Origin of the sequence: Limnothrix sp. FACHB-406 (genome assembly GCF_014698235.1) — a bacterium.
Lineage (GTDB): Bacteria > Cyanobacteriota > Cyanobacteriia > CACIAM-69d > CACIAM-69d > CACIAM-69d.
Map to the genome: position 1 here is coordinate 167,131 of NZ_JACJSP010000003.1, position 15,024 is coordinate 182,154.

At 56.9% G+C, this 15,024-nt stretch carries 11 protein-coding genes, 1 tRNA gene and 1 riboswitch; of the genes, 5 read left to right on the top strand and 7 right to left on the bottom strand.

What is annotated here, in order from left to right; all coding sequences use genetic code 11:
* Nucleotides 1-22 precede the first annotated feature (22 nt).
* From H6G53_RS04320 to H6G53_RS18920, 3 genes are all read right to left on the bottom strand, one after another.
* Complete coding sequence (locus H6G53_RS04320) at nucleotides 23-982, bottom strand: ion channel (protein WP_099532476.1); 960 nt, start codon at nucleotides 980-982, stop codon at nucleotides 23-25.
* A 541-nt stretch (nucleotides 983-1,523) separates the two neighbouring features.
* On the bottom strand, nucleotides 1,524-1,991 hold the full coding sequence (locus H6G53_RS04325) for a DUF4278 domain-containing protein (RefSeq protein ID WP_099532475.1): 468 nt from the start codon (nucleotides 1,989-1,991) through the stop codon (nucleotides 1,524-1,526).
* Nucleotides 1,992-2,030: 39 nt separating this feature from the next.
* Nucleotides 2,031-2,186: riboswitch (Glutamine riboswitch) on the bottom strand.
* 51 nt (nucleotides 2,187-2,237) lie between these two features.
* Entirely contained in the window at nucleotides 2,238-2,360 is a 123-nt protein-coding gene (locus H6G53_RS18920; RefSeq protein ID WP_255512335.1) for a hypothetical protein, read from the bottom strand.
* Between the two features lie 413 nt (nucleotides 2,361-2,773).
* On the opposite strand from H6G53_RS18920, the gene smpB reads away from it, so the two are divergent.
* Nucleotides 2,774-3,238 carry an SsrA-binding protein SmpB gene (gene smpB / locus H6G53_RS04330; protein ID WP_099532473.1) on the top strand — a complete coding sequence of 155 codons (465 nt, stop codon included), beginning with the start codon at nucleotides 2,774-2,776 and terminating at the stop codon, nucleotides 3,236-3,238.
* Between the two features lie 353 nt (nucleotides 3,239-3,591).
* Nucleotides 3,592-6,483, top strand: a complete 2,892-nt coding sequence (locus tag H6G53_RS04335) for a filamentous hemagglutinin N-terminal domain-containing protein (protein WP_190531046.1) — start codon at nucleotides 3,592-3,594, stop codon at nucleotides 6,481-6,483.
* A gap of 61 nt (nucleotides 6,484-6,544) precedes the next feature.
* On the opposite strand, the gene H6G53_RS04340 is transcribed toward H6G53_RS04335, so the two are convergent.
* Nucleotides 6,545-7,351 (bottom strand): nuclear transport factor 2 family protein, encoded by an 807-nt coding sequence (locus H6G53_RS04340; protein WP_190531047.1) that lies wholly within the window; start codon nucleotides 7,349-7,351, stop codon nucleotides 6,545-6,547.
* Nucleotides 7,352-7,484: 133 nt separating this feature from the next.
* Here H6G53_RS04340 and murG point away from each other — a divergent pair, with 133 nt between their 5' ends.
* From murG to H6G53_RS04355, 3 genes are all read left to right on the top strand, one after another.
* Complete coding sequence (gene murG / locus H6G53_RS04345; protein ID WP_190531048.1) at nucleotides 7,485-8,576, top strand: undecaprenyldiphospho-muramoylpentapeptide beta-N-acetylglucosaminyltransferase; 1,092 nt, start codon at nucleotides 7,485-7,487, stop codon at nucleotides 8,574-8,576.
* Nucleotides 8,573-10,504 (top strand): hypothetical protein, encoded by a 1,932-nt coding sequence (locus tag H6G53_RS04350; protein WP_190531049.1) that lies wholly within the window; start codon nucleotides 8,573-8,575, stop codon nucleotides 10,502-10,504. The genes murG and H6G53_RS04350 overlap by 4 nt, the downstream gene beginning before the upstream one ends.
* 85 nt (nucleotides 10,505-10,589) lie before the next feature.
* Entirely contained in the window at nucleotides 10,590-12,266 is a 1,677-nt protein-coding gene (locus H6G53_RS04355; RefSeq protein ID WP_190531050.1) for a glycosyltransferase family 39 protein, read from the top strand.
* A 41-nt stretch (nucleotides 12,267-12,307) separates the two neighbouring features.
* Here H6G53_RS04355 and H6G53_RS04360 read toward each other — a convergent pair.
* The 3 genes from H6G53_RS04360 to H6G53_RS04370 all read right to left on the bottom strand — a co-directional run bounded on the left by H6G53_RS04360 (nucleotide 12,308) and on the right by H6G53_RS04370 (nucleotide 15,000).
* A tRNA-Thr gene (locus H6G53_RS04360) sits at nucleotides 12,308-12,380 on the bottom strand.
* A 188-nt stretch (nucleotides 12,381-12,568) separates the two neighbouring features.
* A complete protein-coding gene (locus H6G53_RS04365; RefSeq protein ID WP_190531051.1) occupies nucleotides 12,569-13,540 on the bottom strand; it encodes a hypothetical protein in 972 nt (323 codons plus the stop codon).
* Complete coding sequence (locus tag H6G53_RS04370; RefSeq protein ID WP_190531052.1) at nucleotides 13,537-15,000, bottom strand: AAA family ATPase; 1,464 nt, start codon at nucleotides 14,998-15,000, stop codon at nucleotides 13,537-13,539. The genes H6G53_RS04365 and H6G53_RS04370 overlap by 4 nt, the downstream gene beginning before the upstream one ends.
* Nucleotides 15,001-15,024: the final 24 nt, after the last annotated feature.

Here is a 15,024-nt window from a genome sequence, read left to right on the forward strand (position 1 = left end):
CCGAAACCTGCTTTCAATTGCTTTAATTGGGAGTGCTCTTGGGTGCGATCTTGGGTGTAATTTTGGGTGTGAATTGAGCCACCGATTCCACCTGATCAAAAAATCGGTAATCAATACAAATAACCCCATTGGGCTGATGGGTCAGCATATCCACAAATCGGTGATTTTCTAAAACATCAGAAATTGCATAAATATGGCGAGCATGAACCGTTTGGCTCAGTTCATCATCAATTCCAGTCAAGGACACCACAAAGGTAGCATTGCTATTGCACAAAGACTCGATCGAGCGGTCAAACAAGGGACTTTGCTGATCGATTCGATGCATCACCAACCAAGACAGGGCAAACATGGGTGAAGTCGATCGCACCAACGATAAATCCTGAATCTTGCGTAAATATTCCCCTTCCTGAGTGACCGTATCCTCAATGAAAACCAAACTCACCTGGGCTTCAATAATCTGATTTTGCCGCTGATTTGCCATCCGAAACAGCAACGTAGGTTGACCTTCATGGGTTGTTTTCAGGAGCGCCTGACTAAAGCGCACCTGAGCGGTTGGCCGCGAAAATCGGGCAAACATTAGCCCCGTTGCTCCCGAAAATCCCATCAGCCCCACCAAGGCTTCAACGGCCGTGAGCATCTGTGTCCAAGGCTTGGCCGGATACATTGCGCCATAGCCGATCGTTGCCATGGTTTGCACACTAAAAAAGAACGCATCCATGAAAGATTGCGGCTTGGCATTGGCGATTCCTTCGGGTTCCAAAAGGTATAACCCAGCAAAAAGGAAATTAGCCAGCCCATAGCCCACAATAATCGCTAGCCAAAACTTCGGCCAGCTCAAGGTTAGTAATAAATGGTAAGCATCTTCCCAAGGGTGGAAACGGTGTCCCATGCGCACGATGCGTAGCCGTTTGCGATCGGAAGTCACTTGACTATGGGGTTCTTTGGGGGCGCGAGCTTGACCCGATCGCTTGAAATTCAACATAGATAGACCCAGAGAAAATAGACCTAGACCCAGAAAAATAGACTCCCCAAGGATAAATAAATATCTAAAATCTAAAAATAGATGTCTAAAAATAGATTTTCAGAAATTTCCCAAAAATCAATCTTCAAAAAGAGATCTCGAAATAAATGCCGAAAAATCGAAACAGAAAAGCCCCAACGGGCGATCGCCCCATTCCCACCCGCATCTTAGCAAGGGTCTTGTCCCACCGAAAAACCCAAAAAAATACCCCCAGCCTGCTCAAGGAGCACTGGGGGCATGGGGCTAACGCTCACTGAAATATTCGAGTTTCGCAAAATATCAGCCAGAACGAATTCAGGAAAGAGTCCAAGGCAGCCAGCCCGCAAGCCAACTACCTTGGATCAGAACCTTTCATTCAACCGATACCCTGCTCTACCGAACAGCATTCGAGAAAGAGTTCACAACAAAAAAGGTTTGAGACAAGTTCAAGACAATTCAGCTTAGGAACCACTCAACGAAACCCAAATGACTTCCGGGTGGCCCAAAACCCAGCAAGGGTTGCTTAGCTCATGGCGACGGAGCTGGGTTCGCAGGAGATGGCGATGTCGTGCTGCATTTTGCCTTGGATGCGGCTGAAAGTAGACGACAGGTGGCCCAGACCCAATTCGGCTGCTGCGCGATCGAGTGCCAATTGTTCACGAGCAGCGGCTTGATGATGACGGGACATCATTTGGACACGAGCACGAGCGGAGATCGATTGGGTAGACATAACAGAACCTGCGGTAAGGGGTTGGCTGATCGGCGAAGTGACGGGGCGGCTAGCGGGGACGCTGCTGGGCGCGAAGGCCTCAGCGCCCGTGCGATAGGCGACACCCCGATAGGTCAGATCATTGACTGGTTGCGGCGGAATGCTTTCGGCATGGCGAAAATGCACTTCCAATCCGCGATATCGACCAGTGTGGCCCGTTTCTACCGTGGGCAGAGGGGTTTCTGTGCTGTCGTACCGGACACCGCGATAAATGAGTTTCATGAGGATCGCCTCCAGGAGATGCGTTCAGGATCTGACTGAGGCGCGTTCCTTCGGGATTTGCGGGTTGTGGATCGGTGGTTAGGACTTAACCCAAAATCGACATTGACCTAGAATCCCTACTTCCGTCTTTCTTTCTAACTAACGGCTGCAAGGGTGACCTGCGAGCTGTGGTGTTAGCGGGGAAAGATGAACGATTGGTTTCTGTATCTAAAGATACGGTTTAAGCCCAAAATAGTCAAGGGGCACTTAATATTTTGTGAAGCAAAGATCGCTGGGGCTGATGAATGGGCGGCGATCGAACCGTTGGCCCTCGCCCAAAACCCTTGCCTGGAAGCTGCTGAGGGCGATCGAGAACCTTGGAAACTGCATCATGGATCGATCGCAAGTTGAGGATTCGATCGCGATGGTCTGGCGAAAAGTTTTCTGAAAGTTTGGCGAAAAGGTTGCTGAAAGTTGGCTGAAAGGTTGATTGGTTCCCGCCTTGCCTCCTTTTTTGTCTAAATTGCTTGTCTAATTTCTTGCCCAATTGCTTGCCTAGTTTTTGGGCAATCCCACTCATCACCACCATGGATCGTCACTGATCTCTACCGAGATCTCTACCGATCGCCACTCATCACCACCGCCATCGGCTCGCAAATCTTGCAAAATCCCGGTACTGCGCCGCTTGAGATGAATCAGCGGTTAGAATAGACCTCCTATCGATCCCGGTCAGGCTTGAGTCCAGTGACCAACCTGCAAATTTCCGACTGGGTTCAGAGCGCGACGGAGGGTTAATCAACAGCGTGGCCGACAAGCAAAGTGGGTACAAAATTGTCGCTGACAACCGCCAAGCCCGCTACGAGTACGAAATTTTGGCAACCTACGAGGCGGGGGTTGAACTCAAGGGCACTGAGGTGAAGTCCATTCGGGCTGGCAAGGTGAACCTCAGGGATGGTTTTGCCCTCATCCGCAATGGCGAAGCGTTGCTGCTGAATGTGCATATTTCGCCCCACGACACCACGGGCAGCTACTTTAACCACGACCCTCGCCGCACGCGCAAGCTGCTGTTGCACAAGGAAGAAATCCGCAAACTGGTAGGACAGGTGGATCAAAAGGGGCTAACCCTGGTTCCCTTGCGCATGTACTTGAAGGGGGGATGGGTCAAGGTGGCGATCGGGCTGGCCCGAGGCAAGAAACTGCACGACAAGCGGGAAGACCTCAAGCGCAAGCAAGATCAGCGCGATATGGAACGGGCCCTCAAGCGGTAGCTCGATTAGTCAGTTAGTTTGATGGTTGATTGGCCATGAATTGTGATCATGGATTTCGGTCATGCGTTTTCGAGCATGAATCTTCGATCATGAATTTTCATGATTTGATCGTCATTTGCTCGTTTGAAGTGGGTTAATTTTTCGGGTGTGTCTCGGGCCGTTGGTATAACACAGCAAGGCGGACTCCTTGCTTGACCGCCCATGAGGCGTTTTGGATGCGTTGTTTCATAACTGGCGATCGGGTGAACACAGCAAACGCGGGGAGCCTCAGCACCCGGTGGCCGTTTGTTATCTTCCTGGGTAGGGGCCTTGGCCAAACGGGTCAAACAGGCCAAACACCGATCCAAAAAACGATGGGAAATTTGCGGCGAAGATGGCTGGCGGCGGGCTGTTGTGTTTGGCTTTGGGGAGGCACTGCCGGGGCCCAAGTGGGGCCGATCGCCCCTGATGGCACATTGCCGGAACCGTCGCGCATCCAAACCACGGGCGACACCATCCAAATCGACGGGGGCACCCGATCGGGTGGGAATCTGTTCCACAGCTTTGAGCGCTTTTCGGTTCCCGAGGGCATGACCGCTTGGTTCAACACGGGCGCGGAGGTGCAAAACGCCATCACTCGGGTGACCGGTGGCCAAGGGTCGGAGATTTTGGGCACGCTTCGGGCCAATGGCTCCACCAATCTTTTTTTGCTGAATCCCAACGGAATTCTGTTTGGGCCCAATGCCCAGTTGCAACTGGGGGGCGCATTTTGGGCCAGCACGGCCGAAGGGTTGGTGTTTGGTGATGGGGTGACCTTTGATGCGGGGCGATCGGGTGGGCCCCCGCTGTTGTCTTCCCAGGTTCCCTTGGGATTGCAGTTAGGTCAGCAACCGGCTCCGATTCGGCTGTTGGGGAGCTTGGTGGTGGCTCCGACTCAGCGGTTGTCGTTGGTGGGCGGGGCGATCGATCTGGCGGGCGGGCGGGCCGTGGCTCCCCAAGGGCAAATTGATCTGATCAGTGCGGCCGGTGGCACGGTGCGCTGGCAAACCAACGGGCCGATCGGCCTGGGTACGGCCCAACGCAGCGGCGTGATCAATTTGGATCAGCAAGCCGCGATCGATGCCAGCGGCCCCGGCGGTGGCCTGCTGAATCTTCAGGCGGGTCAAGTGGCGATTCTCAACGGCTCCACGGTCACGGCCCTCACGCAAGGAGAAATAAACGGCCGAGGGATCGCGATCGGGGCTAATCAAGTGGTGGTGGCGGGCATTGATCCCACCGGTCAACAGCCCAGTGCGATCGTGACCGACACCAGCGGCTCCGGCCGAGGTGGCTCGATCGTCATTGAAGCCAACCGCTTCAACACCCAAGGGCCCGCCCTCCTCTCCGCCAGTACCTTTGCCTCCGGCCAGGGCGGCGACATTGATATTCGTGCCACCGATGCCATCACCCTCAGCGGTCTAGGATTGCAGTTTGTGAACGAGGTAATTGTTGGCGGCAGCCTGGTGGGGCAAATTACCCCCGAAGTTCGCATCGCTGGCCTATACATCAACACCGCCGGTCTGGGGAATGGGGGTTCCATTCGGCTCAATACCAGCAACCTCACAGTTGCCGATGGGGCCGTTGTGTTTGCGCCCACCTTTGGCACAGCCCGAGGCGGCGACATCATCATCGATGCCGAGCAAATGAATGCCGCCAGTTCCCTGATCAGTACAGGCAACGCTCGCGAGTCCACGGGCGAAGGCGGCACCCTCACCATCCGTGCTGGATCCTTGCTGGTGCAGGGGGGAGCGCTGCTGGTGACGGTGAATTTAGGTAATGGCCCCGGCGGCGCTTTGACGGTGCAAGCCCGAGACAGCATTGAAATTAAAGATGCAGTGCCCCTTGCTTCCGTGGCCAGTGGGATTTTTACGAACACCATCGCTGGCAATGGTCGGGGCGGAGCCATGCTCATTGAAACCAATACCCTCACGGTGCGTGATGGGGCATTTATTGGGGGGCAGAGCGGGGCCAACATTCGGATCGGGGTGTTCGCAATGGGAGGAGTACCCGGTGAAATCACGATTCGGGCCGCCCGCCAAATTGACCTGATTGGTAGTTCCGGCGATCGCTTGTTCTCCAGTGGGATTGCCACCGATACCTTCACGGAATATCCGGCCGGCAACGTGTTGATTGAAACGCCATTCCTACGGGTTTTGGACGGCGCAACCCTCTCTAGTTCCTCGCTGGGGTTGGGCCAAGGGGGAGACATCACCATCAAGGCTGATCGCATGGAAATTAGTGGGCGATCGGCTGATGGGTTCCGCAGCGGGCTGTTGGCGGTTTCCGGGCGGGCAGATTTGCCCCAAATCACTGCCACGGGCAACAGCGGCAGCTTGAACCTACAGGTGGGCGATTTGGTGATTCGCAACCAAGGAGAAATTGCCGTCAACAGCAGCCTAACGGGGGATGCGGGCAGCCTCAGCATCACGGGCGATCGCCTACGTTTGGAAAACGGCAACATCACCGCCAACACTGCCTCCGGTCGTGGGGGCAACATTGATGTGCAGGTGAACACGCTGCAAATGCTGGCCGGCAGCTCGATCGCCACCAACGCCGTGCGCAGTGATGGCGGGAACATCCGGTTTCAGGTCTCTTCCCTGGCGGCCCTGCAAAACAGCGATATTACGGCCAATGCTCAGGCGGGGCGGGGCGGGCGCGTTGAAATTCAGGCGGATACAGTTGTGGGAACAGCCTTTCGACAGCAGCTCACCCCCCAAAGCGACATCACGGCCACTTCGGGGCTGGGAGCAAATTTCAGCGGGGCGGTGCAAATCAACACCCAAAATTTCAATGATGAATCGGGGTTGATTGACTTACCGGAAGATACTTTGGATCCAACGGCGGCGATTATTATCGGTTGCGCAGCGGATGAGGGTAACCGATTTGTGGTGACAGGGCGAGGGGGAGTCCCGGCGGAACCCGATCAGCCAGCCAGCAGCGCGGGGGCCTATTGGGATGATGTGCGGTGGTTGGGCGGTAATCTGACGGGGGAGGCGACGGGTACTCCTGATCGGGCGATCGCCCCGAATCCACCCGATCGCCCAGTGCCTACCGCAGCGCTTTCTGAGCCAGGTTCTGAGTCAGCACCTGAGCCAGTTTCTGAGCCAATTATTGAAGCCCAGGGTTGGGTAACTCGGGCCAACGGCTCGATCGCCCTTGTGGCCAATCCGGCAACGCCCCAGTTGGGTTTCCCGTTGAACTGTCGCCAATTCCGCCAGCCCCACTAATCCAACTCAAGCTCCATCAGGCTAGTTGCCCAATACCTACAAATCCCTAGCGCACTTCTACCTAGCGCACTTCCAATCGTTCCGTAATCCAAGTCATGCCCTCGGGGCCCACCAAAACAGCGGAAATCCAGCGAGATCCTGGGCTGTTGGGCGCGCGCCCAACCTTGAACAACCCTCCCGCGGAAATAGGTTCTAGGGCTGCATTTTGGGGAATGGCATACAGTTCCGGGCGCACAGGCGTATCGATCGCGCTGCCAGCCAACAGGGTGTCGCCCAACGGATCTTGAACGATCGCATCGAAGGTGTAAGTATCCCCCGGGCGCACTCGCTCCGGCAGCCGCACCCTCACGCGGGGTGGTTTGCTGCCCCATTGGGTGGTGGTGCGCTCATCAAGCAGTTCTTGACGGATCACCAGGCCGTTTTGAATGGTTTGGCGGGCCCGCACTTCCGTGACCAATTTGGCGGGCCCGAGGGTGGTGTTGGCTTTGGTGGCCGTGATGTCGGTGCGGGTTTCGAGAATCCAGGTGTCCCGGTCTCGATCGGCCTTTTCAACGGTGGTGCTGTAGGTCACCTGATCAAAGGAGTGCCAAAACTGACTGAGGGAGCGGCCCAACTCGTCGCGGCTGAGGCCATCGGCGCTGCGGAAGTTGGGGGCGAACCGTTGCAGCAAACCGGCATCTTTGGCGCTGGCGGCGCGATCGATGTCGCTCAATAGGGCTTGCACGCTGGGATCGATCGTCACGGCGGCGGCGGGGTTGACGACAGTGCCCATGGCCATCAGCAGACTGGCTCCGAGGGCGAGTCCCCACCGGCTAGCCCGCTGGATCGGTTGCGGATTTCCCAAGACGTAACAAGCGCGAAGAAGCATGGAATGATAATTTAGGAAGTCGGGAAGTGGCCGGAATTGATGACTCAAAGGGGGCGATCGGCCGGATCGCGTCGCTTTGGGATCAAGTCCCGCCTTGCCTGTCCGATTGTAGCGGTTGAAAGAGAGAAACGGTTTGACAGCAACCGCCCCGCAGCGATTGTTAGTGGCTGCCAGTGGCACGGGGGGGCATCTGTTCCCGGCGCTGGCGGCGGCCCAGGAGTTGACCGATCAATGGACGATCGAGTGGCTTGGTGTGCCCGATCGCCTGGAAACCAAGCTAGTGCCCGATTGCTTCCCATTGCACACCATTCCGGTGACCGGTTTTCAGGAGCGATTGGGCTGGAAAACCCTGGCCACGGCCTATGGCTTGGTGAAGTCTGTCTTTGCGGTGCGTCGGCTGTTGCAGCGAGGGCAGTTTGCTGGCGTGCTGACCACCGGGGGGTATATTGCCGGGCCGGCCATTGTGGCCGCTCGATCGCTCGGGTTGCCCGTGGTGTTACACGAGTCCAACGCCATTCCTGGCCGGGTCACGCGCTGGTTTGGCCCCTGGTGCGACACGGTGGCCGTGGGATTTGAGGCGGCGGCCCAGCGGTTACGCCAACGAAAAATTGCGGCCCTCTGTACCGGCACACCGGCCCGCGATCAATTCTGGAAGCCGGAACCGCTGGCCTTGCCCGTGCCGGAGGATGCGCCGTTGATTGTGGTGGCTGGCGGCAGCCAAGGGGCCGTGGCCCTGAATCGGTTGGTGCGGGAAGTGGCGGCGGCTTGGTTTGCGATGGGGGCTTGGGTGGTGCATTTAACGGGCGATCGGGATCCGGATGCGGCCAGCTTGGAACATCCCCAATACATTGCCCTTCCTTTCTATGACGATATGGCTAGCCTGCTGGGGCGGGCGAATTTGGCCGTTAGCCGATCGGGCGCAGGCACGCTAACGGAATTGGCCGCCACCGCCACCCCTTCGATTTTGGTGCCCTATCCCTTTGCGGCGGATGATCACCAAACGTTTAATGCGCAAGTCTTTGTGGAAGCGGGGGCAGCACAGGTGTTTCCTCAGGGGCAACTGTCTCCCGATCGCCTGCGGGATTTGGTTTTGGAGCTGCTGGCGGATCGATCGCGCCTGGACACCATGGCCCAGCGGGCCCGCGCCCTGGCTGTGCCCGACAGTGCCGCCCAGTTGGCCCAGTTGATGACGGCGGCGATCGACCGCGCAGCCCGCCGCCCATGACGGCCCCACGGTTCACCCCTTGGAGCGATCGGCTCCGGTGCTGGCTGTTTCCGGCCCAGCCCCAACGGCGCGATTGGTGGGGCTGGCTGTTGGCCAGCGGGGCGATCGCCCTGGCCATTGGCTGGGCTGGCTATCGCCAGGCCACAGGCGGCCCCTACATTGTCCAAGACGATGCTCGCCAGCATGTGTTTTGGATGCAGCGCTGGCTAGACCCCACCCTCTTTCCTCAGGATTGGATTGCGGACTATTTCCAATCCGTGGCCCCGGAAGGCTATCGCACCCTCTACCGGTTGCTGGCTTGGGCCGGGTTGAATCCGCTGGCGGTGAGCAAAATTCTGCCGATCGGGCTGGGGTTGGTGGTGGCGGGGTTGGCTTTTGGTTTAACCACGGCCCTGTTGCCGATTCCGGTGGCTGGATTTTTGGGATCGGTGCTCACCAGTCAAGTGCTGGCCATGACCGATGACTTGGCTTCCGCCACCCCCCGATCGTTCCTCTACCCGCTGTTTTTAGCCTTTGCCTGGGGTTGGGTACGCTCCAGCCTGGGTTGGGTTTTGGGCACGATCGGGCTGCTGGGCCTGTTCTATCCCCAATACGTCTTGGTGGCCTTGGGTATCTTGGCGATCGACTGGTGTTGGCGCTGGCGCTGGCAGTGGCCGGCCGGATTGCGAGCGATAATTGCCAGCCCTTGGGGCCCCGCCGCCACCCTAACTCAGCGGCGCGATCGCCTGGCCCTGGGCGGTGGGATTGCGGGGATCGCTGTTCTGGGTCTCTATGCCCTGCAAGCTTCGGACTATGGCCCGGTGGTGACCGTCAGCCAAGCACGATCGCTCCCGGAATTTTTCTCCAGTGGCCGGGCCAATTTTTTTGATGACAACTGGTTTGACTTTTGGATTTTGGGGCAACGCAGCAGCCTGTTGCCCAAGGATCCATTCACACCGGCCACCTTGGTTTTGGGGTTGCTGTTGCCGGTGGCCTGGTGGCAGCGCGATCGCTGGCGTTTGGGGCAACACCTGAGCGATCGTCTGGCCCTGTTGCCCATTTGGCTCGCCTCTGGCATCGGTTGCTATACCTTGGCCCATTTGCTGCTGTTTCGGCTCCATTTACCCGGTCGCTACACCCAACACAGCATTCGGATGATGTTGCCGATCGCGGCGGCCTTGGTGTTGACGCTGCTGCTGGATCAACTCTTGGGCGCTGGGCGATCGCGGCCTGGCTTAACTGATCCAGTGATCAGCACCCAATTCACCAACCCCGAAGCCCACGCCCCATCCCCCAGCCCAAGCTCAACCCCAACCATGCCCCCAGCCTCAGGCGCTGGCCGAGGGTTCAAGCGCTTGTTAGCGGTGCTCTTGGCGATCGGGCTATTCAGCGGTGCAGTGCTCTATCCCCTCAGCCTGAAACGCTTTCCCAAGGCCAACTACGTGGCGGGAGAATCGCCGGGCCTGTACCAATTTTTTGCAACCCAGCCGGTGGATCTGCGGGTTGCGTCCTTGGCCAAAGAGGCCGATAATCTGCCCACCTTTGCCGGGCGATCGGTTCTGGTGGCCCGTGAATATGCCATTCCTTACCACTGGGGCTATTACCGCTTGTTTCGACAACGGATGATGGATCTGCTGCAAGCACTCTATAGCCCAAATCTGGCGGTGGTGTTGGCCTTCAATCAGCAATACAGCATTGATTTTTGGCTGCTCGATCGCGATACCTTCACGATCGATTACCTGAGCGCAAAGGAGCGGCGGGCCAACCGCTGGTTACGCCAATTTCAACCGGTGCAACAGGAGGCGCTCGATCGCCTCAATCGCGGCGAAAAGCCAGCCCTGAGCAGCTTTTTAGCCCCCGATCACCCCTGCCAGGCCTATCAACAACCGGATTTGGTGGTTCTCGATGCGAAGTGCCTAGCCAAGGTGGCCGTCGCGGCCAGCCGTTGATTAGCCCTCGGCCACCCGCCTGATTTCGCTGAGCACCGCTAGACATGAGCGATTTTGCCCCTTTGCCGTTGCCCCTAACCTTGCCATGTATGCCCTAAGACGATCGAGCTGGCTGCTGTCCCTGGTTTTGGTTCTGGCGATCGGGCTGGGCCTGGGGTTGCGGGTCACCAACTTGTCCCAGAAATTTCACTGGATTGATGAAATCCATAGCGCCATGCGGGTGGCCGGCGTGGGCAAGGAAACCGCCGTGGCTTGGGCCACTCGGGCCGCCAGCGATCGCCAGCCGGTGACCATGGCCGACCTGATGCAGTTCCAAACCCTGCCCGCCAATCAAAATCTGCTGGAGGGCTTGCGAGCCACCACCGTGGCCCTGGCCACGGACAATCCCCAACATCCCCCCCTGTTCTATGGACTTGCCAGGGTGTTGGCCGGGTTTGGCGGCCGGGCGATTGATCAAATTCGCCTGACTGCTGCCCTGATCAGTTGGCTCACCTTTCCGGCCATGGTTTGGTTGGCCTGGGAACTCTTCCGCTCTTGGGCCGTGGCGCTGCTGTCGGTTTTGCTGCTGAGTCTGTCGCCGCTGCACTTGGTCTATGCCCAAGAGGCCCGGGAATATAGCCTAGTGGTGTTGTTGGTGTTGGTGTCCGGGGCACTGTTGGTGCGGGTGCAGCGGGCTTGGCATGAGTCCCGCGCCTTTGACCCGGCAGGCCGACTGCGACGGGTGCAGCGGGGATGGCTGGCCTATGGCGGGGCGATCGCCCTGGGTTTGTATGCTCACCCCACCTTTGCACTGACGATTTTTGGCCATGGGCTGTGGATGACCTGGCTGGAACGGTTTCGTTGGAATCGTCAAATGCGTGCTTGGGCGATCGCGGCGGCGCTGGGTAGTGCGGCCTTTTTGCCTTGGTTGGTGGTTTATTTGATCCACTTTGACGGCATGGCTTGGGTGGGGCGCGATGTGGGTTGGCTGACGATCGGCCGGCGCTGGTTGATTGGCCTGGTGGGTTTGTTTGCGGATGTGCAGGGCCTGACGAGCGATCGGCTGGTGAATGTGGAAACGGGCCAGGACGAAGCCCAATTGGCAAGCTGGGTTTGGTGGGGCGTGCTGTTGCCAGTGGGGGGCTTGGTGGTTTGGAGTTTCCGAATTCTCTGCCAATTTGCCAATGAAGCGGCGAAATGTTTGGTGCTTTGTGGGTTGGCTGTGCCCTTTTTGGCCCTGGCAATTCCCGACTTGATTGATGGGGGGCAGCGATCGACCGTGCCGCGTTTTTTGTTGGGCCCCTCGATCGGGGTGATTTTGGCAGTGGCCTACAGTTTGGCGGAATTTTGGGTCACGCCACGCGCTTCCCGTTCCCTGGCGGGGCAATATGGCCGACGATTGGGCCAGATCGTTACTGTGCTGTTGGTGTCGGTTAGCCTTGCTTCCAGCATCGCCATAGTGCGAGCGGATACTTGGTGGAACAAATACAGCAGTTTTTACGATGGTCAGGTGGCCGCCGCCCTGGCCAACCGCCCTAACCAATGGGTGCTGACGGGGCCGGAAAAGGTGGGCCGGGCGATCGGCCTGGGCTATCGCACCGATCCCGCCGTGCAGTTTCTATTTTTGCGATCGCCCGCTGATTTGGCGGGCCGGCCCTTGGGCGATCGGGTTTGGCTCTATCGCCCCTCCCGCGAAATCCTGGAATCCCTACAGAGTCGGGGTTGGCAAATTGCCCCCACCGTTGAGCGAGGACAACTGCTAGAAGCCACCAGGGACTCCTAGGCCGGCCCGATCATGGAGCTACCTGATTAACCCGATTTAGAAGCTGGCAAGGGGACTTGAACCCCTGACCTACTGATTACAAGTCAGTTGCTCTACCAACTGAGCTACGCCAGCGATTGGCCATCCTGGGGATGACGTTTGATACTTTAACCCACAACTGATCGCGCTTCAAGGGTGGCGATGAAGTTTGATGAAGTTTGATAAAGTTTGCGGAAACTGCCCCGATCGATCTCGCCAAGTCTTGCGCGCCAAGTGTTGCCCGTCCTCACTCAGCACTAGCCCAAGGCCAAATGTAATTGAGCCTAGGGCGCGACCGATGGACGATGGGATTCAATCAGGGCCTCAATAATTTCCTCAGCCTTCGCCTTGCTGCTGACCGCAATCCCCTTATCTTTGGCGAGGGTTTTGAGCTTGGCCAACGCAACCACACTGTAAATTTTCCGCAGTTCGGCTTCCTGGGGATCAACAACTGGGGCTGGCGACTTGGCCGGCGGCTCGATCGTCAGGGTGATTTTTGATCCTTCGGTCACCACTTCGCAAAGGCGATGGATCGATCGCTCCAAAGAGGCAACTATTTCCTGTGCGGCGCTGCTGGAGCTGGTTTCGCTCGTGGGGCCGGGTGGCTGTGGCTGCGCGATCGGGTTCCCAGTCTGGCTGAGGTTTGCCAACTGTTGACTGAGATCGGTCATTTGGCTTTCTAGCTTGGCCAATGTTTGCGCTGAGTTGGCATCCCCCAAAGCATGGCGATCGGCAACGGTCACTCCCGCAAGAGACTGGGTTAGTTTTTGATCGAGGAGTTGCTCCAACCGTTGGGTTAATCGTTCTTCCAGGCGCTGGCCAAAAGTTGAATCGATGCCTAGTTCCACAACTGGCTGAGGGATTGAGTCGGGGTTGGCAATCGAGGCCGACGGGGGATCGCCTTCTAACAAAACCGCCAGCTCTTCTTGGGCTAATGCCGCTTCCGCATCACTCAGGTCAAAAACCCAGGCCCACAGCATCCCAATGTCTAAATCATTGGCCACCACCACCCAATCAGCCCCGTGGATTACTTCATATTCCACTTCATCCCCAAGCTGATCGGTGCGGCGAACCAAAATTGGGATCAAATTGCTGTTGTGATTCTGCAAACTCCACCGCAGTTCCTCATAGCGATCGGGTGAAATTTCCGGTTGCGATCGCATCCCCACCAAACAGGTATGAACCTGGCCATGGTTAACGGGTTGAATCTTCAGGTTTTCGCGAATCAGGCGGCGACGTTCTTGATAATCGCTCATGGGTTAGGTTCAGCGTCAACACTAACTTTTTGAATCAAATCTTTGGCCAAATTCTCAAAGGCCGCCAGGGCATTTTCAACGGAATTGCGATCCTGAGATCCCAGATCCTCATCAAAATCAGCCGCGCAAAGAGGATAGCCTTTCGACTGGGATTTGGACAAAACATTTAACCGAGGAACCCAAGTGGCCTCGCGGAAAAGCGCCGTGCGATCGCCCCCCGGGAGCCGATCGAGCTTGGCGTTCAAATCATCCACCATCGCTTGATTAAAAGTCTTGGACTGGCGATCATACATACTGACGGCAATGCCCACAATCGGCAGGGGCGTTTCTCGGAATTGCCCCACCTCTTCCACTTGGCTGAGCACATATTCCAAGGCACGAATGGGATAGGGGGAAAGCTGCGTGGGAACCAGAACTCCCGCCGAAGCCATCAGAGAAATTCGGTTCACTTTCCCAAAGGAGGGCGGTGGGTCAACGAATACAAAATCATAGTCATGGTTTTTGAGTTTTTTGGCCAGGATTCGATCGCTATCCACTAACTGAATGAGTTGATTTTCCATATTACTAAGCCGAATATGGGAAGGAATCACATCCAAAGTCACATTGCCCCAACGTTTGCTGATGGTGACGGAGGCGGCCGTGGTTTTGGGTTCCGTCAGCAGGTGGGTAATATCCTTGCGTCCCGCTTTTTCAATATCTTCCAGGGGATCAATTCCGAGGCCGGTGGTTAAATTCGCCTGAGCATCAATATCAATCAGCAAAACTCGCTTGCCCATTTGGCTTAGGGCAGCGGCTAAGTTGATGGTGAGTGTCGTTTTACCGACTCCACCTTTGTTGTTAAAAACCGTGATGATCATAGACTCTCGCCGTTGAGGTTCTGGGTCTGAGGTTTGGCGATCGTGAATCGCCAACAGGCTCATCATTTTGGGATCGTGAGAAAGCCGCGCGATCGCCCGAATGAATTGGTGATGAACCTTTCGATGGCTATCGGCAAAGGCGGCCATGACCCGATCGCAATTGCGCTGCCACAGCAACGATCCCAGCAGCCGATAGTTATCGTAAAGATCGGCTCGCTCAAACTCCCACAGAATGTGAATTGCCCTACCATCGTTATAGAGCAACTTGAACTGATTGCCATTGGTTAATAGGCCCAACAAACTGCCCGATTCACGGAGATATTCCCGCAGTTGCCAGCTATTGTGGGCGATCGATTTGTGGGGCGCTTTGGCCTCAATGACCAAATAGTGGCTAGAGGGAGCCGCTTGCTGGGCCTTGACTAAAAAATCAACTCGTTTTCGCCCAAAGGGAACCTGTTGGGTCACATCGGCTTTGTCATAGCCGAGTAGCATCAGCAGCGGGGTCAAAACTCGATCTTCTAGGGCTTTTTCAGTGGTGCAGGTTTCCACCCGATCGAGCAGGGCTGTCCATTGCTGCTGAAACTCCTCGGGCGTGAGCATCATCGATCAAGAACTCATCGCGAACTG

Excerpts from the sequence above, each read along its gene's own strand:
- H6G53_RS04320 (WP_099532476.1), bottom strand. The coding sequence starts at position 982 with ATGTTGAATTTCAAGCGATCGGGTCAAGCTCGCGCCCCCAAAGAACCC.
- H6G53_RS04325 (WP_099532475.1), bottom strand. The coding sequence starts at position 1,991 with ATGAAACTCATTTATCGCGGTGTCCGGTACGACAGCACAGAAACCCCT.
- H6G53_RS18920 (WP_255512335.1), bottom strand. The coding sequence starts at position 2,360 with ATGCAGTTTCCAAGGTTCTCGATCGCCCTCAGCAGCTTCCAGGCAAGG.
- H6G53_RS04335 (WP_190531046.1), top strand. The coding sequence starts at position 3,592 with ATGGGAAATTTGCGGCGAAGATGGCTGGCGGCGGGCTGTTGTGTTTGG.
- H6G53_RS04340 (WP_190531047.1), bottom strand. The coding sequence starts at position 7,351 with ATGCTTCTTCGCGCTTGTTACGTCTTGGGAAATCCGCAACCGATCCAG.
- H6G53_RS04350 (WP_190531049.1), top strand. The coding sequence starts at position 8,573 with ATGACGGCCCCACGGTTCACCCCTTGGAGCGATCGGCTCCGGTGCTGG.
- H6G53_RS04355 (WP_190531050.1), top strand. The coding sequence starts at position 10,590 with ATGTATGCCCTAAGACGATCGAGCTGGCTGCTGTCCCTGGTTTTGGTT.
- H6G53_RS04365 (WP_190531051.1), bottom strand. The coding sequence starts at position 13,540 with ATGAGCGATTATCAAGAACGTCGCCGCCTGATTCGCGAAAACCTGAAG.
- H6G53_RS04370 (WP_190531052.1), bottom strand. The coding sequence starts at position 15,000 with ATGATGCTCACGCCCGAGGAGTTTCAGCAGCAATGGACAGCCCTGCTC.